Source organism: Streptomyces sp. NPDC041205, from assembly GCF_055591765.1.
This window is the reverse complement of the sequence record NZ_JBVIZH010000005.1, coordinates 237,831-261,356: the sequence shown is the minus strand read 5'-3', so window position 1 is coordinate 261,356 and position 23,526 is coordinate 237,831. Positions and strand designations below refer to the sequence as shown.

21 protein-coding genes and 1 CRISPR repeat array (1 of these 22 cut by a window edge) are annotated in these 23,526 nt (G+C 72.8%); of the genes, 13 read left to right on the top strand and 8 right to left on the bottom strand.

The annotated features are described in order from the left end of the window. Positions 1-33 precede the first annotated feature (33 nt). Positions 34-498, top strand: a complete 465-nt coding sequence (locus ACZ6BG_RS23690; RefSeq protein ID WP_469004616.1) for a Zn-ribbon domain-containing OB-fold protein — start codon at positions 34-36, stop codon at positions 496-498. Next, positions 495-1,289 (top strand): enoyl-CoA hydratase/isomerase family protein, encoded by a 795-nt coding sequence (locus ACZ6BG_RS23685; protein WP_469004614.1) that lies wholly within the window; start codon positions 495-497, stop codon positions 1,287-1,289. The genes ACZ6BG_RS23690 and ACZ6BG_RS23685 overlap by 4 nt, the downstream gene beginning before the upstream one ends. 110 nt (positions 1,290-1,399) lie before the next feature. Here ACZ6BG_RS23685 and afsK read toward each other — a convergent pair whose 3' ends face one another. Both afsK and kbpA read right to left on the bottom strand, forming a co-directional pair. Next, the gene (gene afsK, locus ACZ6BG_RS23680) at positions 1,400-3,889 is read right to left on the bottom strand and encodes a protein serine/threonine kinase AfsK (RefSeq protein WP_469004612.1); all 2,490 of its coding nucleotides are present in this window, start codon (positions 3,887-3,889) and stop codon (positions 1,400-1,402) included. A 238-nt stretch (positions 3,890-4,127) separates the two neighbouring features. Beyond that, positions 4,128-4,910 (bottom strand): AfsK-binding protein KbpA, encoded by a 783-nt coding sequence (gene kbpA, locus ACZ6BG_RS23675; protein ID WP_469004609.1) that lies wholly within the window; start codon positions 4,908-4,910, stop codon positions 4,128-4,130. A gap of 360 nt (positions 4,911-5,270) precedes the next feature. Between kbpA and ACZ6BG_RS23670 the strand changes: the two genes are divergently transcribed. Next, a complete protein-coding gene (locus tag ACZ6BG_RS23670) occupies positions 5,271-5,918 on the top strand; it encodes a TetR family transcriptional regulator (RefSeq protein ID WP_016639324.1) in 648 nt (215 codons plus the stop codon). A gap of 186 nt (positions 5,919-6,104) precedes the next feature. Here the strand turns inward: ACZ6BG_RS23670 and ACZ6BG_RS23665 are convergent, their stop codons facing one another. Then, a complete protein-coding gene (locus tag ACZ6BG_RS23665; protein WP_469004603.1) occupies positions 6,105-6,581 on the bottom strand; it encodes a nitroreductase/quinone reductase family protein in 477 nt (158 codons plus the stop codon). Next, positions 6,581-7,975 carry an acyl-CoA dehydrogenase family protein gene (locus ACZ6BG_RS23660; protein WP_469004600.1) on the bottom strand — a complete coding sequence of 465 codons (1,395 nt, stop codon included), beginning with the start codon at positions 7,973-7,975 and terminating at the stop codon, positions 6,581-6,583. Before ACZ6BG_RS23660 ends, ACZ6BG_RS23665 begins: the two co-directional genes overlap by 1 nt. A 308-nt stretch (positions 7,976-8,283) precedes the next feature. Here ACZ6BG_RS23660 and ACZ6BG_RS23655 point away from each other — a divergent pair, with 308 nt between their 5' ends. Together ACZ6BG_RS23655 and ACZ6BG_RS23650 are read left to right on the top strand one after the other, a co-directional pair. Next, positions 8,284-9,423 (top strand): thiolase C-terminal domain-containing protein, encoded by a 1,140-nt coding sequence (locus tag ACZ6BG_RS23655; RefSeq protein WP_469004598.1) that lies wholly within the window; start codon positions 8,284-8,286, stop codon positions 9,421-9,423. A gap of 411 nt (positions 9,424-9,834) precedes the next feature. Next, positions 9,835-10,962, top strand: coding sequence for a serine hydrolase domain-containing protein (locus ACZ6BG_RS23650; protein ID WP_469004595.1), 1,128 nt, complete (start codon positions 9,835-9,837; stop codon positions 10,960-10,962). A 36-nt stretch (positions 10,963-10,998) separates the two neighbouring features. Here the strand turns inward: ACZ6BG_RS23650 and ACZ6BG_RS23645 are convergent, their stop codons facing one another. Beyond that, positions 10,999-11,844 carry a calcium-binding protein gene (locus tag ACZ6BG_RS23645; protein ID WP_469004593.1) on the bottom strand — a complete coding sequence of 282 codons (846 nt, stop codon included), beginning with the start codon at positions 11,842-11,844 and terminating at the stop codon, positions 10,999-11,001. A gap of 184 nt (positions 11,845-12,028) precedes the next feature. Here ACZ6BG_RS23645 and ACZ6BG_RS23640 point away from each other — a divergent pair, with 184 nt between their 5' ends. Both ACZ6BG_RS23640 and ACZ6BG_RS23635 read left to right on the top strand, forming a co-directional pair. Then, positions 12,029-12,766, top strand: a complete 738-nt coding sequence (locus ACZ6BG_RS23640) for a pyridoxal 5'-phosphate synthase (protein ID WP_469004591.1) — start codon at positions 12,029-12,031, stop codon at positions 12,764-12,766. Beyond that, complete coding sequence (locus ACZ6BG_RS23635) at positions 12,763-13,266, top strand: GNAT family N-acetyltransferase (protein ID WP_469004589.1); 504 nt, start codon at positions 12,763-12,765, stop codon at positions 13,264-13,266. The genes ACZ6BG_RS23640 and ACZ6BG_RS23635 overlap by 4 nt, the downstream gene beginning before the upstream one ends. A 24-nt stretch (positions 13,267-13,290) precedes the next feature. Here the strand turns inward: ACZ6BG_RS23635 and ACZ6BG_RS23630 are convergent, their stop codons facing one another. Continuing rightward, on the bottom strand, positions 13,291-13,851 hold the full coding sequence (locus tag ACZ6BG_RS23630) for a Zn-ribbon domain-containing OB-fold protein (RefSeq protein WP_469004585.1): 561 nt from the start codon (positions 13,849-13,851) through the stop codon (positions 13,291-13,293). Positions 13,852-14,288: 437 nt separating this feature from the next. Between ACZ6BG_RS23630 and ACZ6BG_RS23625 the strand changes: the two genes are divergently transcribed. The 3 genes from ACZ6BG_RS23625 to ACZ6BG_RS23615 all read left to right on the top strand — a co-directional run bounded on the left by ACZ6BG_RS23625 (position 14,289) and on the right by ACZ6BG_RS23615 (position 18,814). After that, a complete protein-coding gene (locus ACZ6BG_RS23625) occupies positions 14,289-15,485 on the top strand; it encodes a flavin-containing monooxygenase (RefSeq protein WP_469004583.1) in 1,197 nt (398 codons plus the stop codon). Between the two features lie 300 nt (positions 15,486-15,785). Then, positions 15,786-18,011 carry an acetate--CoA ligase family protein gene (locus tag ACZ6BG_RS23620; RefSeq protein WP_469004581.1) on the top strand — a complete coding sequence of 742 codons (2,226 nt, stop codon included), beginning with the start codon at positions 15,786-15,788 and terminating at the stop codon, positions 18,009-18,011. Then, positions 18,011-18,814, top strand: coding sequence for an enoyl-CoA hydratase/isomerase family protein (locus ACZ6BG_RS23615; protein ID WP_469004579.1), 804 nt, complete (start codon positions 18,011-18,013; stop codon positions 18,812-18,814). The genes ACZ6BG_RS23620 and ACZ6BG_RS23615 overlap by 1 nt, the downstream gene beginning before the upstream one ends. Positions 18,815-18,951: 137 nt before the next feature. Here the strand turns inward: ACZ6BG_RS23615 and ACZ6BG_RS23610 are convergent, their stop codons facing one another. Together ACZ6BG_RS23610 and ACZ6BG_RS23605 are read right to left on the bottom strand one after the other, a co-directional pair. Beyond that, the gene (locus ACZ6BG_RS23610; protein ID WP_468481317.1) at positions 18,952-19,440 is read right to left on the bottom strand and encodes a hypothetical protein; all 489 of its coding nucleotides are present in this window, start codon (positions 19,438-19,440) and stop codon (positions 18,952-18,954) included. A 16-nt stretch (positions 19,441-19,456) separates the two neighbouring features. Next, positions 19,457-20,923 (bottom strand): hypothetical protein, encoded by a 1,467-nt coding sequence (locus tag ACZ6BG_RS23605; protein WP_469004576.1) that lies wholly within the window; start codon positions 20,921-20,923, stop codon positions 19,457-19,459. Positions 20,924-21,119: 196 nt separating this feature from the next. Here ACZ6BG_RS23605 and ACZ6BG_RS23600 point away from each other — a divergent pair, with 196 nt between their 5' ends. The 3 genes from ACZ6BG_RS23600 to ACZ6BG_RS23590 are packed head-to-tail and all read left to right on the top strand — an operon-like array spanning position 21,120 to position 22,269. Beyond that, a complete protein-coding gene (locus tag ACZ6BG_RS23600) occupies positions 21,120-21,632 on the top strand; it encodes a hypothetical protein (RefSeq protein WP_468481315.1) in 513 nt (170 codons plus the stop codon). Further along, on the top strand, positions 21,629-21,808 hold the full coding sequence (locus ACZ6BG_RS23595) for a hypothetical protein (RefSeq protein ID WP_469004572.1): 180 nt from the start codon (positions 21,629-21,631) through the stop codon (positions 21,806-21,808). Before ACZ6BG_RS23600 ends, ACZ6BG_RS23595 begins: the two co-directional genes overlap by 4 nt. After that, positions 21,799-22,269: a hypothetical protein gene (locus ACZ6BG_RS23590; RefSeq protein WP_469004570.1), complete on the top strand. Its 471-nt coding sequence runs from the start codon at positions 21,799-21,801 to the stop codon at positions 22,267-22,269. The genes ACZ6BG_RS23595 and ACZ6BG_RS23590 overlap by 10 nt, the downstream gene beginning before the upstream one ends. A 217-nt stretch (positions 22,270-22,486) precedes the next feature. Further along, positions 22,487-23,526: direct repeats of the CRISPR family, unit length 29 nt; unit sequence GTGGTCCCCGCGCGTGCGGGGGTGGTCCC; it runs 942 nt beyond the window's last position.

The following is a 23,526-nucleotide window of genomic DNA, read 5'->3' as shown; positions in this document are numbered from 1 at the left end:
ACAACGAACCCGCACACGGAAAGGGAGAGCAACATGGCAGACGCGACCCCGACAGCGACGACGGAACTCCTGACCCCGGTCGTGGACGACGACGGCACCCCCTTCTGGACCTACGCCGCCCGAGGCGAACTCCGCATCCAGGCCTGCGCCAGCGAGAGCTGTGGCGAACTCCGCTGGCCGCCAAGGCCTTGCTGCCCGCACTGCCAGTCCTTCGACACCACCTGGCGCCGCATGAGCGGCAAGGGCAAGATCTGGTCGTACGTGATCCCCCACCCCCCGCTCCTCCCGGCCTACGCCGCCCTCTCCCCGTACAACACGATCCTCGTGGAACTGGCCGACGCCCCCAGGGTCCGCCTGGTGGGCAACCTGGTCACCAAGGCGGGCGCGCCCCCGAACTCCGTCCCACCGGAACGCCTGCGCATAGGCGCCCGCGTGCAAGTGGTCTTCGCCGAGCGCAGCGGCATCGCGCTGCCGCAGTGGGTGCTGGAGCGGCCATGACGGACCAGGAGGCGGCCGGGCTGCGGGTGGAGCGGGACGCGGGGACCGGGGTCGCCGTGGTGACGCTGGACCGCCCGGAGCGGCACAACGCGCTGACCCCGGAGACGGCGGCCGAACTCGCCTGGCTGTGGCGCCGGTTCAGGGGCGACGACACGGTCAGGGCGATCGTCCTCACGGGCGCCGGCGAGCGGGCCTTCTGCACCGGTGTCGACCGCACCGCCGAGGTCCCGCAGCCGTCGTCCCCGTACTCGATCGAGGACCCCCTCCTCACCGTCGGGCCGAAGGCCAACGACCTGTGGAAGCCGGTGCTCGCCGCCGTGAACGGCATGGCGTGCGGCGGCGCGTTCTACCTCATCGGCGAGTGCGAGTTCGTGATCGCGGCGGAGCACGCCACGTTCTTCGACCCGCACACGACGTACGGGATGGTCAGCGCGTACGAGGCCATCGCCATGGCGCAGCGGATGCCGTTCGGGGAGGTGGCGCGGATGTCCCTGATGGGGACGGCGGAGCGGGTGTCCGCGCGGCGGGCGTACGAGATCGGCCTGGTGTCGGAGGTGGTGGCGGGCGGCGAGGTGGTGGCCGCGGCGGTGCGGGCCGCCGCCACCGTCGCGTCCTTCCCCACGGAGGCCGTGCAGGGCACGGTGCGCGCCGTCTGGTCCGCCAAGGAGGCCGCCCGCACCCAGGCCATGGCCCACGCCCCGCACCTCATCGCCCTCGGCAACGCGGACGCCGCCCGGCAGGCGGAGCTGTTCGCGGCGCGCGCCAGGGGCGACGGCTTCCGGACCCGGTAGGGAGGGACCCGGTAGGGAACCCCGCGCCCGGCGGGGCTCACACGTCCGGCGCAACGCCGCGCGACCCGACGCTCTCTCTCCCCCCCGCACTCGCGCACTCGCGCCGAGGCTCAGCGCGAAGTCGCCGTCCCCCGCTCCGCGTCCAGCGCGTACACGCAGCGGTCCTTGCTGCACGCGTACACCACGCCGTCCCTGACCACCGGGGCGCCGGTGATCTCGCCGCCGGTGGCGAGCTTCCAGCGGAGGCGGCCGTCGTCGGCCTTGAGGGTGTAGAGGAGGTGGTCGGTGGCGCCGAAGTGGATGCGGCGGTCGGCGACGACCGGGGAGCCGACGACGTCGCCGCCCGCCTGGAAGCGCCACTTGGGGGTGCCGGTGACGGCGTCGAGGGTGTAGAGGCCCTTGCCGCTGCCCACGTGCACGTGGCCGTCGGCGACGAGGACGGGGTCGACGGAGGAGCGGGCCTCGGTGGCGATGCGCCAGCGGTCGCGGCCGTCGGTGGCGTCGAGGGCGTACACGGTGCCGAGGTAGTCGGCGAGGTACACGCCGCCGCCGGTCACGGCGGGGCCGGGGGCGAAGGCGGGCGGACAGAGGAACGCGGCGGGCGCCTCGAAGTGCCAGCGGACGTGCCCGGCGGCCACGTCGACGGCCAGGACGCGGGTGCCCGCGGCGATGTACACGTACCCGTCGGGTGCCTGGGTGACGCGGACCGGCACGCCGCCGCAGGACGCGGCGTCGCCGACCGGGTAGGACCAGCGCTCGATGCCGGTGCGGGCCTCGACGGCGCGCAGCCGGGCGTCCTTCCAGACGTACACGGTGCCGTCGACGATGACGGGCGCGGCCTCGGGCGTCTCGAACTCGGTCTGGGCGTTCGTGATCTCCCAGAGCTTCTCGCCGTTCGCGGCCTCCCAGCCCTGCACGCCGCCGCCGCGGGTCGCGGTGACGACGGTGCCCCGGTCGGCCTGGAGGGCGTACACCCAGGCGTCGGTCTGGATCCGCCACAGGTCGGAGCCGTCGGCGCCGTCGAGGGCGTAGAGGGTGGGGCCGTCGGAGGCGTGGATGCGGCCGTCGGCGACGGCCATGGACCAGGCGACGTCACGGGTCTTGAAGCTGCGCCGTCCGGTGCTCACGTCGAGGGCGTGCACCTCGAAGGACGTGACGTACACGAGGTTCCCGGCGACGGCGGGCGTCCCCCAGACGTCGTTGGACATGCGGAACCGCCAGGGCCGCCAGGAGGCCGGGGCGCCGGAGGCCGGGGCCGGAGCACCCGCCCCCGCGCCGCCGGTGACACCCGCGTCGACCCCGTTGGCCCCGGGCCGCACCGCCCCGGGCGCCTGCGCCGACCGCGACCACGACCCGGCGAGCCCGGAGTCGGCGGGCGCCGCCGCGCCGCGGGCCTCGGCGACGCGCGGCCCGGGCCCGATCGGCACCTGGGCCCCGGCGAGCTGCACCGGCCCGGCGTCGGGCGCGGCGTGGCCGGGCGCCTGGAAGGGCTGGGAGGCGCCGGGGTGCGGCGCGTGGAACGGCTGGGACGCCCCGGCCGGCACCTGGGAGGGCAGGCCGGGGGCGTGCGACGGCACGGCGGGGGCCTGCCGGGGCGGCGGTGGCACGGCGGACACGGGCGCGGCCGAGGCCCCGGCGGCGCTGCTGCGGGCTCCCCGGCCCCCGGAGCCACCGGTGGCCGCGGCGCGCGCGGGCGGGCGTCCGCCCCGGCGTGCCTCGATGAGCGCGACGGCCCGCTCGGGCAGCCAGGCGGAGGCGGTGCCGCTGTCGTCGCCGTTGCCCTCGGAGGCGAAGAGGTGCGGGGCGAGCTGGGACTGGAGGTCGTTCGGGGTGGGCCGGAGGGCGGCCTCCATCTGCATGCAGGACTCGATGAGGGGCCGCAGCTCGTCGGGCAGGCCCTCCAGGTCGGGGCCCTCGCGAAGGAGCATGAAGACGGTCTCGACGGGGTTGGCGCCGTGGAAGGGGGCGTGTCCCGTGGCGGCGAAGACGAGGGTGGAGCCGAGGGAGAAGACATCGCTGGCGCCGGTGACGCTGCGGGAGTCCTTGGCCTGCTCGGGCGACATGTAGGCGGGGGTGCCGACGGCGACGTTGGTCATGGTCAGGCGGGTGTTGGAGACGCCCGACGCGATGCCGAAGTCGATGACGCGGGGGCCGTCCTCGACGACGAGCACGTTGGACGGCTTCAGGTCGCGGTGGACGAGCCCGGCCCCGTGGATGGACTCCAGGGCCTCGGCGACGCCCGCGGCCAGCCAGCGCACGGCCTGGGTGGGCAGCGGCCCGTGCTCGTTCACTATTTCCTCGAGCGAGGGCGCGGGCACGTACGCCGTGGCGAGCCAGGGCACCGCGGCGCGCGGGTCGGCGTCGACCACGGCGGCCGTGTAGAAGCCGGACACGGCCCGGGCCGCCTCGACCTCGCGCGTGAAGCGGACTCGGAACAGCTGGTCCTCGGCGAGCTCGGTTCTGACCGTCTTGATCGCCACGCGCCGCCCGGAGGCGGAGCGCGCGAGATAGACGAGCCCCATGCCACCGGCGCCGAGCCGTCCAAGGACCTCGAACGGGCCGATCCGCCGCGGATCGTGCTGCGTCAGCTGGTCCACCACTTGCCTGCCACCTCCCCGTACGCGCGGCCGCCGTTCCGAGCAGCCCCGTGCAGCGTCTCACCACCGAGCCGCTACGGCGGCACGCACCCTGATTCTTCCTGGCTCGGGCCACGGTTGCGAACCCGGGGCAAGATCGGGCTGTTTCGGGACAAAGGTGACGTATGGGTACATCAAATGGGGCGATGCCCTCCGATACCCCTCCCGCACCCTCCCGTACCTCTCCTGGTTCACACCCTGTTCACACCTGGTCCGGCTCCTGGAGGACGGCGAAAGCCGCGCCTTGGTTGTCCACGAGGGTGCAGATGCGGCCGTACGGAGTGTCCTGCGGCTCGTCGCGCACGCGGCCCCCGATCCGGCGGGCGGTGGCAGCGGCCGCGTCGCAGTCGGCGACGACGAAGTAGTTGAGGAAGTGCGGGGGCATCTCGGCCGGGAAGGCCCCGCCCATCAGGGCCCGGCCGCCGATCGCGGTCTCGGCCCCCGGCCGCGCCCCGGCGGGCGACCAGATCCGGAAGTCCTCGCCCGCGTCGTCCAGGTCCTGGCCCCCGTAGCCGAAGACGCCCTCGTAGAAGGGGTCGACCGTCTCCTTGGCGCGGGCGTAGAGCTCGGTCCAGCAGAAGGCGCCGGGCTCGCGCTGGACGCCGAAGCCCACGTGCGCGCCCGCCTGCCAGAGGCCGAAGACGGCACCCTCGGGGTCGGCCGCGAGCCCCACCGTGCCGAACGGGCCGACCGGCATCGGGTCCATGATCATCTGCCCGCCCGCGCCCTTGATCCGCCCGGCCAGCGCGGCCGCGTCCGGCGTCGCCAGGTAGACCGTCCAGGACGTGGGCATGCGCCCGTCCGCCTTGGGGGCGAGCGCCGCGACGGGCGCACCGGCGAGGAACGCCTGGGTGTAGTTCCCGTACTCCGCCCCGGCGCCGTCGTCGAAGGTCCAGCCGAAGAGCTCGCCGTAGAAGCGCTTGCCGCCCTCGACGTCGGGGAGCATCGCGTCCACCCAGCAGGGGACGCCTTCCGCGAATTCCATGAGCCCGTTCCCTCGGTTCGCCCGCGGAGGGCCCTCCTGTGGCCTCCGTCACAGTCAAGCTAGCCGCACGCCGACGGGCCCGCAGCACATCGATTCGAACACATGGCCAATTCCGGTGGGGTGACTCAGGGTCACGACGAGGTGGCGGGGAGGCGGTGGAGAGGCGGTGGAGCACTGGCGGGCGATCATTTCCGGCCGGAGCGCACCACCCGTACCGGGCGCCCCCGGCCCGCCCCTCACCCCTGCCCCGTCACCCCTCTGCCTCTCTCCAGCGCCCCTCTGACACCCCTCTGGCACCCCTTCAACCCCATTTGCACTCGGTCGAATCGCGCTCCGATCACCCCTCGGTAAGCTGACGGCATGACAGGACAGGTACGTACCGTCGACGGCCGTGTGGCCGGTCGACGTGGTCAGGCGACACGTCAGAAACTGCTGGACTGCCTGAGCGAGATGCTCAGCTCCTCGCCCTACCGGGACGTCAAAGTCATCGACGTCGCCCGGAAGGCGGGCACTTCGCCGGCGACGTTCTACCAGTACTTCCCGGACGTCGAGGGCGCCGTCCTGGAGATCGCCGAGCAAATGGCCGCCGAGGGCGCGCAGTTGACGCAGCTCCTCGAAGGCCGCTCCTGGGTCGGCAAGGCGGCCCTGCAGACCTCGCAGGACCTGGTCGACGGGTTCCTCGACTTCTGGCGGAAGAACGACGCGATCCTCCGGGTGGTCGACCTCGGCGCGGCCGAGGGCGACAAGCGGTTCTACAAAATCCGGATGAAGATCCTGAATTCGGTGAACAACTCCCTTACGGACACCGTCAAGGAGCTCCAGTCCAAGGGCAAGGTCGACAAGGACGTGAGCCCGGCGGCGATGGCCGGTTCGCTGGTCGCGATGCTCGCCGCGGTCGCCTCGCACCAGCGCGGCTTCCAGACCTGGGGCGTCAAGCAGGCGGAACTGAAGCCGAATCTCGCGCTGTTGGTGCACCTGGGCGTGACGGGCAAGAAGCCGACGAAGTAGCCGGCGCCGTAGGCGCCAAGCACCGGAGTCCTGTCACCACGGCGGCGGATCACTGTCTGTGATCCGCCGCTGTGCTCTCCGCACGCCTTCGCCGCGGGGCGATCCGGGTGCGGACGCCCGCACCCGTTCGGGTGCGCTGTCTGTTCTTCTCTGCGGGTGCGACGCCTGTTGTCTTCTACGGGTGCGCTACCGCCGTTCCAGCCGGAAGAGCCGGATCTCGCGGTCCACCCGCGCCTGGTACGTCGCGTACGGCGGCCAGAACGCCAGCGCCGTCCGCCAGGCCTCGACCCGCTCCTCCCCCGCCAGCAGGCGGGCCCGCACCGGGATGTCCCGGCCGCGCCAGTTGATGGAGACGTCCGGCCCGGCCAGCAGGTTCGCGGTCCACGCCGGGTGCGCGGGCCGTCCGAAGTTCGACCCGACGAGCAGCCAGCTCCCGCCCTCCTCCGGCACGCACGCCAGCGGAGTACGCCGGTCGAGCCCGCTCCGCGCGCCCCGCGCCGTCAGGATCACACCGGGCAGCATCCGGGCGCTGAGCAGCACCTTTCCACGAGTGAGCCGATGCACACCCCGGTCCATGGCGGGCACGACACGAGGGGCCACGCGGGCGAAGACGCGGGTGGCGGACACCTTGCGCACCAGCCGGAGCCCGACCCCGGCGGCCATCAGCGGCCTGCCCCGTCGGCCCGCCGCCCCCGGCCCGCCCCGACCACCACCCGAACGGCGGGCGCGCCCCGCCCCGGCGCGCCCGCGGCCGCCGCCCCCACTGCCGGGTCCGCCCCCTCCGGCGCGAACAACCCGGCGCGCTCGGCCGCGTGCGCCCGCAGCCGGTGCACCGGCCCGAAGAGCAGCTCGTCGCCGGAGGCCCGCTTGAGGTACAGGTGGGCGTCGTGCTCCCAGGTGAAGCCGATGCCGCCGTGCAGTTGGACGGCCTCGGCGGCGGCGGCGCGCAGCGCTTCGAGTCCCTGCGCGAGGGCGAGCCCACCGGCCCGCTCGGCACGCCCGCCGCGGTCCCCGTCCCCGTCCCCGTCCTCACCGCCGCCGTGGGCATCCGCCGCCCACGCCGCGTAGTACGCCGCCGACCTGGCCGCCTGCACCCGTACGTACACATCGGCGAGCCGGTGCTTCACCGCCTGGAAGGAACCGATCGCGCGCCCGAACTGCTCGCGCTCCTTGACGTAGGAGACGGTGCGGGCGAGCGCGCGGTCGGCGGCGCCGACGGCTTCGGCGGCGAGCAGGACGGCGACGCGCTCGCCGGTCCCGGCCAGCGCGGAGCCCACATCCGAAGCCGCGCCTCCGTCTCCCGTGGCGCCCGTGGCGTCCACGCCTCCCGTGGCGTCCGCGTCGCCCAGCAACTCCCCTTCCACGTCCCGCAGTTCCAGACGGGCGCGCGGCCGGGTCTCGTCGAGCGCGGTCTGCCGGACGCGTACGAGACCGGGGGCGTCACCGCGTACGAGGAACAGCAGCGCCCGCGACCGGGCGAACCCGCCGGTGTGCGCGGCGACGAGGAGCAGCTCCGCGCTGTGCCCGTCGAGGACCTGGTCGACCTGCCCGTAGAGGCGCCAGGCGCCGTCGGCCGTCCGCGCCTGCACGCCGCCCGCGCGGCCGCCGCCCGACCAGTCGTCGCGGTGGTCGTGGTTGTCGCCGACGAGGCCGAGGGCGGTGGCGAGGGCGGCGCCGGGGACGGCGAGGGCGGCGGTCAGCTCGCCGGTGGCGACGCGGGGCAGCAACTCGGCGCGGCGGCGGGGGGCGCCGAGGGCGAGCAGGAGCGGGGCGGCGAGCCCGGCGGTGGCGACGAGCGGTGAGGGGGCGAGGCCCTGGCCCAGTTCCTCGCAGGCCAGGGCGAGTTCGAGGGTGCCGCAGCCGGTGCCGCCGACCCGCTCGGGCAGGGCGAGGCCGGGCAGGCCGAGCTGTCCGGCGAGGGCGGCCCACAGCCCGGCGTCGTACCCGGCGGGGGTGCGGACGGCGGCCTTGACGTCGTCGGGGCCGCAGCGTTTGGTGACGATCTCGCGCAGGGTGCGGCGGATCTCGTCCTGTTCCGCGGTGAGGGCGGCGTCCATCGGCGGGCTCCTCTCCCGGGCCCGGCGGACCCGGACACCAGATCTGACGAACCGTCACATGAGCTGACGGGCCGACATGCTAGGACTCCGGGACGTCGTTGCCCAGGGGCGCGCACCCTCCCGTACGACACTGGATCTGATGTACCGTCAGATTCATGGGCGCTGACGGTGGTGCACGCGGGTCCGCAGGCGTAGGTATAGGCGTAGGTGTAGGTGTAGGCGTACGTGGCTCCGCAGACGCGGGCAGTTCCGCGGGCACACATCGCTCCACTCGTGCGCGCGGCTCCGGGCGCCGGAAGGTCGCCGTCGTGGGAGTGGCGCTCTCGGACTGCGGACGGGTCGACGACGCGACGGCGTACGCGCTGCACGGCCAGGCGGCCCGGCGCGCGCTCGCGGACTCCGGGCTCGGCCGCGAGGTCGTCGACGGCATCGCCTCGGCGGGCCTCGGGACGCTGGCGCCCGTCGAGGTGGCCGAGTATCTGGGACTGCGTCCGCGCTGGGTGGACTCGACGTCCGTGGGCGGCGCGACCTGGGAGGTCATGGCGGCGCACGCGGCCGACGCGATAGCCGCGGGGCACGCCAACGCCGTCCTGCTCGTGTACGGCTCCACGGCCCGCGCCGACCTCAAGGCGCGGCGGCGCACGGCGAACCTGTCCTTCGGGGCGCGCGGCCCGCTCCAGTTCGAGGTCCCCTACGGGCACACCCTGATCGCCAAGTACGCGATGGCGGCGCGCCGCCACATGCACGAGTACGGGACGACGCTCGATCAGTTGGCGCAGGTCGCCGTGCAGGCGCGGGCGAACGCGGCGGCGAACCCCGAGGCGATGTACCGCGACCCGATCACCGTGGACGACGTCCTCACCGGACCGATGATCGCGGACCCGTTCACCAAACTGCACTGCTGCCTGCGCTCCGACGGCGGCTGCGCGGTGCTGCTCGCCGCCGAGGAGTACGTGGCGGACTGCGCGAACCCGCCGGTGTGGGTGCTCGGCTCCGGCGAGCACGTCTCGCACACCACGATGTCCGAGTGGGAGGACTTCACGGTGTCCCCGGCGGCGGTCAGCGGGCGCCTCGCGTTCGAACGGGCCGGGGTCGGCCCGGCGGACGTCGACATCGCCGAGATCTACGACGCCTTCACGTACATGACCCTGGTGACCCTGGAGGACCTGGGCTTCTGCGCCAAGGGCGAGGGCGGCGCGTTCGTGGAGAAGGGACGGCTCCTGCGGGACGGCGAGCTGCCGACCAACACCGACGGCGGCGGACTCTCCGCCCAGCACCCCGGGATGCGGGGCCTGTTCCTGATCGTGGAGGCGGTACGGCAGTTGCGCGGGGAGGCGGGGGAGGCACGGCAGGTGCGGAGGGCCGGGGGGCGGCTGCCGGAGGTGGCTGTGGTGTCGGGGACGGGTGGGTGGTTCTGCTCTTCGGGGACTTTGGTGTTGGGGAGGTAGGTGGGGTGGGGTGAGTGGGGTGGGGTGAGGTGAATGGGGTGGGTGGGGCAGATGGGTTGGGTGCCGGGCCTCGCAATTCCCTTGCCCTAAGGGGAGTTTCAGGGTCGGGCCAGGGCTGTCCCTGATCATCGCGAGGGAGAATCGGCGGAGCCTTGAGGCATGGCTACTTCTTCCACTGCTTCTTCCACTGCTCCGTGTTCGTCGTCCGCTTCCCACTCTGCTTCCCCTGTCGCCTCCCCGTCCGCTTCCTCGTCCGCTTCCTCGTCCGTGGCGGGGCTCCGGCCCTCCCGCAGGACCCTCGTCCGGGGTGCGGTCGCCGGGGGCGCGCTGGCGGCGACGGCGGGGACAGCGGCGACAGGACCTGCCTTCGCGGCCGGGGCGGCGGGACGTGCCCCGCGTGGGGGTGACGACTTGGCGCCGCTGGATCCGGCGGCGCTGCGCGCGGCGATAGCGGACCTGTCCCACCCTCGGGCGACGGCGGCGCACCTGCGGGTGGCCGACACAGGGGCAGCGGGCGGCGCGGGCGGCAGCTCGGGCGGCGCAGGCGGCAGCTCGGGCGGCGCGGGCACTTCCTGGTACGGGACTTCGGGCGTCGCCGACCTCGCGACGGGCCGGGAGGTGGGCCGTCACGACCGCTTCCGGATCGGCAGCATCACGAAGGTGTTCGTGGCGACGGTCGTGCTGCAACTGGCGCACGAGGGCCGACTCCACCTGCACGCGCCGGTCCAGCGGTACCTGCCGGGCCTGCTCCCCGACACCTACGCGCCGGTGCGGATCACGCATCTCCTCACGCACACCAGCGGCCTGCCGAGCGAGAGCGGCCCGGACGTGCCGGACCTGTCGACGCCGGAGGCGATAGACGCGCACCGCCACGACCGCTGGACGCCGGAGCGCCTCCTGTCGACGGTCACGCGCGAGCGCCGGATGAAGTTCCGCCCGGGCAGCGCGCAGGAGTATCGCGGCACGAACTACGTCCTCCTGGCCCTGCTGATCCGCGAGCTCACGGGCCGCTCGCACGGAGCGGAGATCCACCGCCGCGTCACCCGTCCACTCGGCCTGAGGGAGGTCACGTCGCCGGGCCACGACCCCCGCATCCACGGCCCGCACGTCCGTGGCTATTTGGAGATGGCGGACGGCCGCCTCAAGGACTTCACCGAGTACGACCAGTCGTACTCGTGGGGCGAGGGCGAGCTGATATCCACCGGCGACGACCTGGACCGCTTCCTGGCCGCGCTGTTCGCGGGCCGTCTGCTCCCGCCGCACCTGCTCCGGCTCATGCACACGCTCCCGCCGGAGGAGGTGCGGATGGTGGACGGCTCCCCGGCGCGATACGGCGCGGGCCTGCAGACGGCCACGGTCAACGGCGTCCCGCTGTGGGGCAAGACGGGTGAGCAGTACGGCTACGCGTCGGCGGCGTTCTCGACGGTGGACGGGCGGCGGAGGTTCGTCCTGTCGTACAACCCCGTCGGGGCGAGTGCGGCGGGGCGGCCGACGATGACGCAGCGGGTCGCGGAGGTGGTGACGCGGCGCCGTGCGTGAGGGAGCCCCCGCTCCCCCACACACGCCCAGGCCGGGTCAGTCCTGGTGCAGTTCGTTGCGGCCGGCGCCGCCCTTGAGCTTGTCGGTGCCGGTGCCGCCCCACAGGACGTCGTCACCGCTGTTGCCCCACAGCGTGTCGGGGCCCGCCCCGCCGTACAGCTTGTCGTCGCCCTTGCCGCCGTAGAGGGTGTCGGGGCCGGCCTTGCCGCGCAGGACGTCGTTGCCGTCCTCGCCGTGCAGGTTGTTCTCCTCGCGGGTGCCGGAGAGCGAGTCGTTCCCGGGGCCGCCGAAGCAGTCCTGGCCGCAGTTGACCAGGGTGTCGTTCCCGGCGCCGCCGTACGAGCCGAAGCCCTTGGGACCGCCGCCGCCGTCGAGGTGGTCCTTGCCGTCGTCGCCGTGGAGCATGGCGTTCGCGGAGCCCTTGAGGCGGTCGTCGCCCTTGCCGCCGTGGACCCGGCCCCATGCCTCGCCGTCCGCGGGCAGGGTCGCGGTGTCGTCGCGATCACCGAGGTCGACCTGGAAGGTGTCCGAGTCGTCGGAGCCCAGCGGGACTTCGATGGCGCAGCGGACGACGGTGCGGTCGCTCGGCGAGGAGTACGCGCACTCGTCCCACTCGGCCGCGGCGGCGCTGATGGTGATGGCGGCGCGGTCGCGGAAGGTGACTTCGAAGTACTGCTCGAACTCGCCGCGGCTGACGATCTTCTCGTCGACCTTCAGTTGGTTCTTCTGTCCGGGGGTGGCCCGGTAGAGAAGCTCGTCGCCGTCGTGGACGAGGCGGGCCGAGGTCGTCGGGGCGGCCTGGGCGGTGGGCGCCGCGAGGGCGGCCCCGCCGAGGGCGAGGACGAGGGAAGCGGTGGCGGTGATGATCCTGTAGGTGCGCATGCGGAAGTGCCCTTCGGGATGTCAGTGCGCTGTGGTGCTTTCGGTACATCCCGTTAGACCAGAGGCATATGAAGGGAGTTGTGTAGTTGATCATGAACATAGGCGGTCTGCGCCGTTGCCGGGACGTGGACGCGGTGGCGGGGCTTGCGACGGGGACGGGGGTGGGTGGGACGACAATTCCCCCATGACGACACCCACGCCCGAGTCCCGGCCCGAGTCCCAGCCCGAGTCCCCCGCCACGCCCGCGTCGGAGTTCCGGCGGCTCCTTCGCGCCCAGAAGGTGTGGGACGTGCGGTTGCCGGAGTTCGACGAGCTGCTGCCGGAGTTCGAGCCGGAGAAGGCGCCGCCCGCTCCGGTGGACCTGTTCCACCGGTGGTTCGCGGAGGCCGCGCGGGCGGGGCAGCCGGAGCCGCACACGATGGGCCTGGCGACGGTGGACGCGGCGGGCGACCCGGATGTGCGGACGGTGATGCTGCACGACGTCGACGACGAGGGCTGGCACTTCGCGACGCACGCGACGAGCGTCAAGGGCCGACAGCTCGCGGCGCACCCGTACGGGGCACTGCACTTCTACTGGGCGGCGCGAGGACGCCAGGTCAGGGTGCGCGGCCCGGTGCGGACGGCCCCGCACGCCGAGGCCCTGGCCGACCTGCACGCGAGGTCGGCGGGGGCGCTGGCGGCGGCGCTCGTGGGGCGGCAGAGCGAAGTGCTGACGGCGTACACGGAATTGGAGCGGGCCTCGGACGCGGCGTGGGAGCGGGCCGCGCGGGAACCGGACGCCGACGCGCCGAGCTGGACGCTGTACGTACTGGTGCCGCAAGAGGTGGAATTCTTCCAGGGAGACACGCGGAGGCGGCATGTGCGGCTGCGCTACCGTGCGGCTGGAAACGGGGGCTGGGCAAGGGAGTTGATGTGGCCGTGACGACCCACGAGGAACCCGTGGTGGAACTGCGCCCCGCGACACCGGCCGACGTGGCGGCGATCGCTCGGATCTGGCACGAGGGCTGGTCCGACGGCCATCTGGGCAACGTACCGGCGGCGCTGGTGGCGGTGCGCACGGCGCAGTCGTTCGGGCTGCGGGCGCCGCAGCGGGTCGCGGACACGGCGGTGGCGATCGTCGGCGGCGAAGTGGCCGGTTTCGTGATGGTGGTCGACGACGAGGTGGAGCAGGTGTACGTCGACGCGGACCACCGGGGCACGGACGTGGCCCGCGCGCTCCTCGCCGAGGCGGAGCGCCGGGTGGCGGCCAAGGGCTACGCCCGCGCGTGGCTGGCGGTGGTCAACGGCAACGCGCGGGCCCGCAGGTTCTACGAACGCAGCGGCTGGACCGACGAGGGCCTGTTCGAGTACTTGGCAGCGAGCGACAGCGGGCCGATCCATGTGCCGTGCCACCGGTACGTGAAGCGGGTCGCGGCCACCTGAGCGCCCGGCCGGGCGGACGCCGCGCTACGCCGCGCCCCGGGGCCGGAACACCGGTACCGTCACGCCCTCGGCGTGCTCCCGGAACGTGACCTGGAGAGGGAGGCCGGGGCGCGGGGCGAGGCGGGTGCCGTCGCCGGGGGCGACGAGTTCCGTCATCATGCGGGGGCCCTCGGCGAGGTCGACGACGGCGGCCGTGTAGGGGACGCGGGTGCCGAAGGGCGGCAGGTCGTTCCGGTGGACCACGGACCAGGTGTAGAGGGTGGCGCGGCCGCTCGCGCGCTCCCAGGTGACGTGCTCGCTCCAGCAGTGCGGGCAGAACTCGCGCGGGTAGTGGTGGGCGCGGCCGCAGGCGGGGGCGTGGCAGCGCCGGACGAGCAGGTGGCCCTCGGCGGCGGCGTCCCAGTAGGGGCGGGTGAAGGGGTCGGGTTCGGGGAGGTCGAAGCGTAGGGCGGTGGTGTTGGCGGTGGCGGCGCCGGTACTGGTTCCGGTGGTGGAGCGGGCCGCACGGCCGTCGCGCGGGGCCGCCTCACGCCCGGGGTCCGGGGCCGCCGCCCGCTCAAGCCCCGAGCCCTCCGCCCCGCTCACCGGAGCGCCCCGCACCCGCGCCCAGCCGCGACACCCGCGCCCCCGGCACGCCGCGCGCCCCCGGCACTCTCCGCACCCCTATCGAACCAGCCCTTCTCCCCCGCACACCACCAGCCCGCCGACCACCACAGCCCAAGCCCGATACCGGGCACACCGAGCCCCTCACCGTCACCGATCCAGATCCTGTCCATGCCGCGACGCCCTCCCCGGTTCTCCGCATCAACGCCCGCCGGCCCTCACCCTTCACGCCGCATACACCCCGCAAGAGGACGTTCCGGGCAAGAAACAAGCCCTTCTGACGGTACGTCAGTTCAGCGCACCGGACGGCGGAGCGCAAGACGGGGGCAAGGTGGAGCCCTGGAACACGTGATCGGATCGCAACCGGTTTCGGACTTGTCCGTCACCCATCAAGTGACGGCGTGGTTACTCTCCAGAACATGGCCGACTCCACCACCCCCCAAGCGCGCCGCGACCAGCGCCCCGCGCCCGGCCGCCCGGCCGCCGACCATCCGGTGTATGTCATCGGCGGCGGCCCCGGCGGGCTCTCCGTGGCGGCCGCCCTGCGCGCACGCGGCGTACGCGCCGTCGTCCTGGAGAAGTCCGACCGTGTGGGCGCCTCCTGGCGCGCCCACTACGACCGTCTCCGCCTGCACACCACCCGCCGCCTGTCCGCGCTGCCCGGCCTCGCGATGCCGCGCGCCTTCGGCAGGTGGGTCGCGCGCGACAACGTGGTCCGCTACCTGGAGAAGTACACGGAGCACCACGAACTGGAAGTCGTCACCGGCGTGGAGGTCTCCCGCCTGGAGCGCACCGCCGACGGCGCGGGCTGGCTGCTGCACGCCACCGGCGGCCGCGAGCTGACCGGCAGCGCGGTCGTCGTCGCCACCGGCTACAACCACACCCCGCACCTGCCGGACTGGCCGGGCCGCACCACGTACACCGGCGATCTGCTGCACGCGTGCGACTACCGCGAGCCCACCCCGTACGCGGGCAAGGACGTGCTCGTCGTCGGCGTCGGCAACACCGGCGCGGAGATAGCCGTCGACCTGGTCGAGGGCGGCGCGGCGCGGGTGCGGCTCGCGGTGCGCACGGCGCCGCACATCGTGCGCCGCTCCACCGCCGGATGGCCGGCGCAGCGCTCCGGCATCCTGTGCCGCAGGCTGCCGGTGCCCGTGGTCGACCGCCTGGGCCGCGTCATCGCCAAGGTGAGCGTGCCCGACCTGGCCGCGCGCGGGCTGCCGCGGCCGGACACCGGCCTGTACACACGGGTCCGCGAGGGCGCCATCCCGGTGCAGGACGTCGGCCTGATCGACGCCGTCCGCAAGGGGCGGGTCGAGCCCGTGGCCGCCGTCGAGTCCTTCGAGGACGACAAGGTGGTCCTCGCGGACGGCACCCGCGTCGGCACGGACACCGTCATCGCCGCCACCGGCTACGTCCGCGCCCTGGAGCCCCTGCTCGGCCACCTCGACGCGCTGGACGACCGGGGCCACCCCCGCGTACACGGCCCGCGCACCGCCCCCGAGGCCCCCGACCTGTACTTCACCGGCTTCACCAACCCCATCAGCGGGATGCTGCGCGAACTGGGCAGGGACGCCGGGAAGATCGCCGGGGCGGTGGCGAAGCGCCGCAAGTAACCGGCCAGTTCGCTTCCGCACCCTTGGCACGGGCGGGCTTCTGCGGTTCCGTGGTGGTACCGGTGTTACCGGGCGTACGCGCATGTCGCACCCACCCCAGCAGCCCCACGCACCACCACACGACTTACGACCTCACGCAGCTCACGACTTCACCGCACCAAGGCAGCTTCCTGTGCCACGGCAAGTCGGCCTCCCCCGCGCCGTCGTACAAAACCCGCAGCCCCATTCCTGACACAGCGTCAGTTCAGTAATCTGACTATGCGTCAGTTATGTTGCTGTCACACAGGAGCGGGCGGACCGATGCTTGGATCGACATACGGCACCTTCACCTCCGACCCCCGCCGCGCCCGCGCGGTGGCCTGCGGCAACCTGCCCGCCGCCACCGTCCACGGCCGCGCCGCGGCGACCGGCGACCTGGACGTCGGCGGCCGGCCGCTGGCCGCCGACGTACCCGACCTCGACCGCTTCTTCCGCCCCGAGTCGGTCGCCGTGATCGGCGCGTCGGACGCGGAGGGGCGGCCGAACACCGGGATCACGCGCCAGCTCGTGGCGTGGGCGGAGCGCGTGGGGGCGCGGCTGCACCCGGTGCACCCCACCCGCCCGGCGGTGTTCGGCAGGCCCTGCTTCCCGTCCGTGGCCGACCTGCCCGAGCCGATCGACCTCGCCGTACTCCTGATAAGTGACCCGCTGTCGGTGATCGAGGAACTGGCCGAGGCGAAGGTGAAGTTCACGGTGGCGTTCGCGTCCGGTTTCGCGGAGACCGGCGAGGCGGGCGCGCTCGCGCAGGAGCGGCTCGCGGCGGCCGTCAGCCGCTCGGGCATGCGCCTGCTCGGCCCCAACACCAACCTCAACGCCTTCGAGCGGTTCCGCGACGACCTCGAAGGCCCGGCCATCGCCCTCATCACCCAGTCCGGCCACCAGGGCCGCCCCGTCTTCACGCTCCAGGAGCTGGGCGTACGCCTCTCGCACTGGGCGCCGACGGGCAACGAGGCGGATCTGGAGACGGCCGACTTCCTCTCGTACTTCGCCGAGCGGCCCGAGGTGGGCGCCATCGCCTGTTACGTCGAAGGGCTCAAGGACGGCCGCTCGTTCCTGCTTGCCGCGGACCGGGCGGCGCGGCGCGGGGTGCCGGTGGTCGCGGTGAAGGTGGGCCGGACGGAGACGGGGGCGCGTACGGCGGCCTCGCACACCGGGAAGCTGACCGGGGCGGACGCGGTGGTGGACGCGGCGATGCGGCAGTACGGGGTGATCCGGGTCGACGGCCTGGACGAACTCCAGGACACGGCGACGCTGTTGGCGCGGGCGCGGCCGCCGCGGGCCGACGGAGTGGTCGTCTACTCCATCTCCGGCGGCACCGGCGCGCACTTCGCCGACCTGGCCACCGAGGCGGGTCTGCCCCTGCCCACGCTCTCCGCCGCCAAACAGGCCGAACTCCACGACTGGATCCCGCACTACCTGAACGTCGCCAACCCCGTCGACAACGGCGGCCACCCCGTGGGCGACTGGCGCGGCCGGAAGATCATCGACGCGATCCTGGCGGACCCGGAGGTCGGCGTCCTCATCTGCCCCATCACGGGCCCCTTCCCGCCGATGAGCGACAAGCTGGCGCAGGACCTGGTGGACGCGGCGGAGCAGACGGACAAGCTGGTGTGCGTGGTGTGGGGTTCACCGCTGGGTACGGAGGCGGCGTACCGCGAAACGCTCCTCGGCTCGTCCCGCGTGGCCACGTTCCGCACCTTCGCGAACTGCATCGGCGCCGTCCGCGCCTACCTCGACCACCACCGCTTCACCGCCTCCTACCGCTCCCCCTTCGACGAGGCGCCACGCGCCGTCTCGCCCTCGTTCCGCAAGGCACAGGCGCTCCTTCGGCCGGGCCAGCGGCTCAGCGAACACGCGGCGAAGCAGCTCCTTCGGGCGTACGGGATCCGGGTGCCGCGCGAGCAGTTGGTGACCAGCGCGGCGGCGTCGGTGCGGGCGGCAGGCCTCGTCGGCTACCCGGTCGTCATGAAGGCGTCCGGCACCCGCATCGCCCACAAGACCGAGCTCGGCCTGGTCAAGGTCGGCCTCACCTCCGCGAGCCAGGTCCGCGACGCCTACCGCGACCTCACCGACATCGCCCGCTACGAAGGCGTCGACCTCGACGGCGTCCTCGTCTGCCAGATGATCGAACGCGGCGTCGAGATGGTCGTCGGGATCTCCCCCGACCCCCTCTTCGGCCCCACCGTCACGGTCGGCCTCGGCGGCGTCCTGGTGGAGGTCCTGCGCGATGTGGCGGTGGGCGTCCCCCCGTTCGGCGAGGAGGAGACCCGCCGCATGCTGTCCTCCCTGCGCGGCCGGGCCCTCCTCGACGGCGTCCGCGGCGCCCCACCGGCCGACCTGGACGCCCTGGTCGAGGTCGTCCTGCGGGTCCAGCGCATGTCCCTGGAACTGGGCGACACCCTGGCGGAGCTGGACATCAACCCCCTCCTCGTACTGCCACGGGGGCAAGGAGCGGTGGCGTTGGACGCGTTGGCGGTGTGCCACTGATGACCACCACCCCCCTCCTCCACACCGTCACCCCCAACGGCGTCTCCTGGATCACCCTCAACCGCCCGGAGGTCCTGAACGCGATCACCGCGGAGCAGCGCGACCGCCTGATCACCCTCCTCGAAGAGGCGACAACAACCCCCACCATCCGAGCGGTGGTCCTCACGGCCACAGGCAAGGGCTTCTGCACGGGCGCCGACCTGCGCGCCCCCGGCACACCCCCACCGGCCGCCGAACCCACGGCGGGCGACATCTCCCGCACCCTCAAGCACGGCGCCCAACGCCTGATCACCGCGATCCTGGACTGCGAGAAGCCCGTCCTGGCAGCGGTGAACGGCACCGCGGCGGGCCTCGGCGCCCACCTCGCCCTCGCCTGCGACCTGGTCCTCGCCGCGGAGTCGGCCCGCTTCATAGAGATCTTCGTACGCCGCGGCCTGGTCCCCGACGGCGCCGGCGCCTACCTCCTCCCCCGCCTCATCGGCCCCCAACGCACCAAGGAACTCATGTTCTTCGGCGACGCGCTCTCCGCCACGGAAGCGGCCCACCTGGGCCTGGTCAACCGGGTCCTCCCGGACGCCGACCTGGAAAAGACAACCCACGCCTGGGCCGACCGCCTGGCCGCGTCCCCCACCCGCGCCTTGGCCCTCACCAAGCAGTTGGTCAACGCGTCCCTGGACTCGGACCGCGCGGCTGCGCTGGCGGCGGAGGCTGCGGCGCAGGAGATCAACATGGGGTCGGCGGACGCGAGGGAGGGGGTGGCGGCGTTTGTGGAGCGGAGAAGGGCTGTGTTTTGGGGGAGGTGAGGGGGTGTGGTGGCGTTCTGCGTTCCGGTGGAGCAGCGCGAGCGCCAGCAATGGGGTTGCCTCAGCCCTGCTTTGCGAGGGCAGGGGCGAAACCCCGCACACCCCCTTGGCGGGAGGGGCCCTTCACTTTTCGTTCGTCAGCCTCGGCGTGCCGCACCCTCTGGCCACACGACATCGACGGCAAGCCCCTCGGCGCGTGCTTGCTCGACCGTGTCGGCCGTGCCACCCCCCTTGCCGGAGGGCGGAGTACCGTCCCACACCGCGACGAGCCGGTCGCCACGGCGCAGCAGCTCACCGTTCGCCGACTCGTACGCCTGCCGGTTCGCGGTCTCGTGCGGCATGACGACGACCTCGGCGGCCGCTTCGACGAGACGGTCGAAGGTCTCGACGTGCTGGGGCTTCACCTTCGCCCACCGGTAGTCCTGCGACGGCAGTACGACGACGAGACGGCCCCCGGCAGCGAGCAGTTCCTCGGCAAAGATCGAGTCCGAGCCAGCAGCGATGCACGAGATCCCGACGAGGTCGCCCTCGGTATGCCGGGCGAAGACCTCGCGCAGCGCGTCACGCACGAGCCCGACGCTCTTGTCGGTCAAGTCCATGTGTCCGGTAACGGCGTACGTCGTCATGCCTGTACCCCTCTCATCAGCTCGCCAACAGGCCGCGAACCCTATCCCGTGCCTCCCTCATGCCGCGGTTCGCGTCTCGCCCGATGGTGTACGGGTACAGCTCGCCCAGCAGATCGCGTACGCGTTTCGACTGCGTCCGCTCGGCGGCGTCGACTGCTCTGTGCGTCTGGCGGACACCTGACGCGATGTCACCCATCAGGAAGTAGCACTCGGCGAGACCGATGTGGTCCAGTGCGTGACTGCGTCCCGCCTCGGCACCACGATGTTCCAGAGCTGTGCGGATCTTTCCTGCGGCCGTCTCGGCGTACTTGCTCGCGTCTTGCCGCGCGAGGTCGAGCAGCCGACCGCCGGTGACCCCGGCGAGTTCGGCCTCGTCGAAGTAGGCAATCCAGAAGGGCGCATCGGCCCTCTTCGCTTCGTGAAGCACTTCGGCCGCCCGCAGGGTCGCGCGCTGGAACGCCGCTACGCGTCCCATCGCGGCGTACGCCCACGCCTCACGGGTGTGGAGCATGGCCCGCACCTGGGGGCCGACCTTTCCGCGGGCGCCGTCCTGGGCCAGCCGAACGAGGTCACCCGCGTCCTTCGGACGGCCACGACAGAGCATCTGGCGCGCCATTCCGGCGATCACATTCGTGCCGAACTCGACGTCACCGGCCGCGTGTGCGGCGCGCAGAGCGAGAAGGTAGTACCTCTGTGCGTCCCGTTGCATGCCCGAGTCCCAAGACATCGTCGCGGCCATGCCCGCGAGCTGCGCCATGACGCCGAGCAGACGTCGCTCGATCACCGACGTCTGATGACCGTCGAGCGCGTCCGACACCTCAGCGAGCTGCCCGATCACCGCCTTCCGACGCAGCCCGCCCCCGTACGCGTGATCCCACTCCCGGAACTTGCGAGCTGTCGATTCAAGCTCGCCGCACTCCCGTGCACCAAGCCGCCCACGGGGCAGGGCGACGGGGACGGTGACGTTCGGCGCGTCGAGAGGCAGGAGCCACCCCTCCAGTGGCTCGAGCAGAGCGGCGCCACCAACTGCGGCCGCGGCGATCGCCTTCGACGCCGCGCGACGATCCATCACAAGGTCACTCCTGGTCATGCGCGTGGCCATGCTCACTGTGATCTCGCGCCGCCATGGCATGTCGTCGATCTCGTCGACCGACGGTCCCTCGACGATTGCCTCCTCGGCTTCCTCTGCTCCCCCTGACTCCCAAGGGCGTTCCGCGAGCCCGAGCAGCTTGCCGGGAATTCGTAACCCGTCGGCGATCCGCGAAACCACTTCGAAACTCGTGATCTGCTGCGCACCCTTAATGACCTGCGAAACCTTGCCGGGCGTAAGCGAACACGCTGCCGCGATCCTGTTCTGAGAGATGCCACCGTATTTCTTCAACAGCATGAAGAGAGCGGCGAAGTCGTGTTCCGCGAGGGCGCACTTCACATCGACCCGTTCGAGGATTCCGGCGGGCAGCGGACCAGGGTTCGTGGCGTTCATGGCGGCAACTTCCGCAGCAGGGTAGGCACAGCAAAGCAAGATTCCACGAGTGGAACGAGTGTATTACCGCCTCGGTAACACCCGCCGGTCATCCCGGAGTTGCACGCACAGGACGACCCTCGATGGTGAACGGAACAGACGACCCCGGCGACAGCGCGAACGGTCCCGGGGCGTGGCCGACCATTGAGGAGTCGACATGGGCGAGGCTATGGCCCCCACGCCAGGCCCGAGAAGCAGCGCACGGGAGCAGAGTGCGAACCGCGGCGCCATCGCCGACTGGCTCGCGAGAGCCCATTCGTCCCCCCGCGAGGCCGTGACCGAGTGGGCGAACAGGGGTGTCTCGCTGCTGCCTCTCGGCGTGCGGTTCGACGCGGTACGCGTCCCGGCATCGCGCATCCACCGCTCCGTGTGCAGTGAAGATCCGACGGCGGTGGCTGCCGCGCTCGACGACTGGCTCTGTGGGCCTGTCGTCCGCGACCTGCGGGCATCCAGCGGTGACTACTACGTACTCGTGGCACCAGGAGCCGAGTGGAACGGCACGGAGGAACGCCTCGGCAAGGGCAGCTTCCTCGTCGTTCCGCGCATCGGGAACCTCTCGATGATCACTCACTGGGTCGTGCCCCCGCGACACCCCGGGAACCTGTGCTCCACCGCCCGCCTGCGCGCACTGCTCACCCTCGCCGAGGCCCTGAACGCGCCCGAGTCATGACCGTCACCGACGGCGCGACGTCGCGCGCGGACGAGCTGTACCGGATTCACCTCCACCATCTCGACGACTGCCCGGCGTGCCGTAAGGGCGTCGAGTGCGGCCAGGGCGTGCGCCTGCGCCGGGCCGTGCGTGCGGCGCGGCTCGCCGCCGACCAGGGGCGGCCGCGGTGGACATGACCGGCATGGCCGAGGCCGTACGAGCCTTCCTGGTCCCCGCGCCGAGCACTCTCACCATCGAGCAGCGCACGGGGAACGCATGCGTCTGGTGCCCGCAGACGATCCTGCCCGGCCAGGGCGTGAGCCTCGACGGCACCGACGACTGCCACCCGCACGCCTGCCCGCCGTGCCACGAGGTCCAGGCTGTGGCTCTGGCCGCGTACCTCGACTGGAACGGGCACGTGGCGGACTGCGCGATCTGCCGGACAGGCCCGTGCGATACAACGCTGACGATGAAGCACGAGGCCATGCGGGCACGGGAGCGGGCGGGGTGGGGAGCGGCCTACTGCGGGTGCTGCCAGCGGGCGTTCGGGCCGGGCGAGGGGTTCATGCCGCATGTCTGGCTCGGCGCGTCCCGCGTGGTGCTCTCCCTCGTGCACACCGGCCCGTGTGGGTTGCCCCAGGTCTCTGACAAGTACTGAGGTCCCTCGCTGGACGAATGACGACCGCCGGAGCGGCGCGAACGATAGGAATAGGGTTGCCTGAGCTGTAAAGCCGACGACAATTCCTGTTGGCTGGCTGGCGTATGCGCTATAGACCCAGGGTGTATGGATTTGTGGCTACAGGAGCGAAATGCCGGTCTCGCAAGAAGTGAAGAGAAACTGGCTAGCCGCCGCATAGAACCGCAGGTCGCGGCCTGTGGTCCCCGCGCGTGCGGGGGTGGTCCCATGGCGTAGGACTCGGTGCTCGCGGGGGCCGGGTGGTCCCCGCGCGTGCGGGGGTGGTCCCGAACGCCAGCTTCTGGGCGTCGTCGTCCGCGAGTGGTCCCCGCGCGTGCGGGGGTGGTCCCAACTCACCGACACCCCGTCAACAGAACGGACCGTGGTCCCCGCGCGTGCGGGGGTGGTCCCGGGGCCTGCGCGAAGGGGACGTTGCCGATCATGTGGTCCCCGCGCGTGCGGGGGTGGTCCCGTGACGGGCACGGTATCCAGGGCGGCGGCGGCGTGGTCCCCGCGCGTGCGGGGGTGGTCCCCGGAATCCCGCGAACTGGCCGAGCTCGCCGGGGTGGTCCCCGCGCGTGCGGGGGTGGTCCCGCCATAGAGGACAAGGCTGCACGCAAGGTCAGGTGGTCCCCGCGCGTGCGGGGGTGGTCCCACGTCAACGACTGCCCCACGCTGCTCGCCCTCGTGGTCCCCGCGCGTGCGGGGGTGGTCCCCTCCCCCACCCGCAGCCGCTTGACCTCATGCTGTGGTCCCCGCGCGTGCGGGGGTGGTCCCGATCACGACGGCGAAGGCCAGGGAGGTGAACCGTGGTCCCCGCGCGTGCGGGGGTGGTCCCGGCGCATCCTCGGCGTCCCCATCCCCGAACGCGTGGTCCCCGCGCGTGCGGGGGTGGTCCCTCGATCGGCCCCAACTGGGGCAACTCCTACGGCGTGGTCCCCGCGCGTGCGGGGGTGGTCCCCTCCGCGGGACGTCCCTGACCTGGTGCCCGGAGTGGTCCCCGCGCGTGCGGGGGTGGTCCCGCGGCCGGTCACGGGGATCAGTACCAGGTCGCGTGGTCCCCGCGCGTGCGGGGGTGGTCCCGGCTGCGGATGCGCGAGGCCCTGGACGCCCTGGTGGTCCCCGCGCGTGCGGGGGTGGTCCCGCGATGGTCCCGGCGGTCGAGGCCATCCGGAAGTGGTCCCCGCGCGTGCGGGGGTGGTCCCGTGGAAGCGGTCGCGGACATGCCGGTCGAAGAGT

Excerpts from the sequence above, each read along its gene's own strand:
- kbpA (WP_469004609.1), bottom strand. The coding sequence starts at position 4,910 with ATGGAATTCGCGGAAGGCGTCCCCTGCTGGGTGGACGCGATGCTCCCC.
- ACZ6BG_RS23610 (WP_468481317.1), bottom strand. The coding sequence starts at position 19,440 with ATGACGACGTACGCCGTTACCGGACACATGGACTTGACCGACAAGAGC.
- ACZ6BG_RS23685 (WP_469004614.1), top strand. The coding sequence starts at position 495 with ATGACGGACCAGGAGGCGGCCGGGCTGCGGGTGGAGCGGGACGCGGGG.
- ACZ6BG_RS23640 (WP_469004591.1), top strand. The coding sequence starts at position 12,029 with ATGACGACACCCACGCCCGAGTCCCGGCCCGAGTCCCAGCCCGAGTCC.
- ACZ6BG_RS23690 (WP_469004616.1), top strand. The coding sequence starts at position 34 with ATGGCAGACGCGACCCCGACAGCGACGACGGAACTCCTGACCCCGGTC.
- ACZ6BG_RS23665 (WP_469004603.1), bottom strand. The coding sequence starts at position 6,581 with ATGGCCGCCGGGGTCGGGCTCCGGCTGGTGCGCAAGGTGTCCGCCACC.
- ACZ6BG_RS23605 (WP_469004576.1), bottom strand. The coding sequence starts at position 20,923 with ATGAACGCCACGAACCCTGGTCCGCTGCCCGCCGGAATCCTCGAACGG.
- ACZ6BG_RS23620 (WP_469004581.1), top strand. The coding sequence starts at position 15,786 with ATGCTTGGATCGACATACGGCACCTTCACCTCCGACCCCCGCCGCGCC.
- ACZ6BG_RS23660 (WP_469004600.1), bottom strand. The coding sequence starts at position 7,975 with ATGGACGCCGCCCTCACCGCGGAACAGGACGAGATCCGCCGCACCCTG.
- ACZ6BG_RS23670 (WP_016639324.1), top strand. The coding sequence starts at position 5,271 with ATGACAGGACAGGTACGTACCGTCGACGGCCGTGTGGCCGGTCGACGT.
- ACZ6BG_RS23625 (WP_469004583.1), top strand. The coding sequence starts at position 14,289 with ATGGCCGACTCCACCACCCCCCAAGCGCGCCGCGACCAGCGCCCCGCG.
- ACZ6BG_RS23615 (WP_469004579.1), top strand. The coding sequence starts at position 18,011 with ATGACCACCACCCCCCTCCTCCACACCGTCACCCCCAACGGCGTCTCC.
- ACZ6BG_RS23645 (WP_469004593.1), bottom strand. The coding sequence starts at position 11,844 with ATGCGCACCTACAGGATCATCACCGCCACCGCTTCCCTCGTCCTCGCC.
- ACZ6BG_RS23595 (WP_469004572.1), top strand. The coding sequence starts at position 21,629 with ATGACCGTCACCGACGGCGCGACGTCGCGCGCGGACGAGCTGTACCGG.
- ACZ6BG_RS23600 (WP_468481315.1), top strand. The coding sequence starts at position 21,120 with ATGGGCGAGGCTATGGCCCCCACGCCAGGCCCGAGAAGCAGCGCACGG.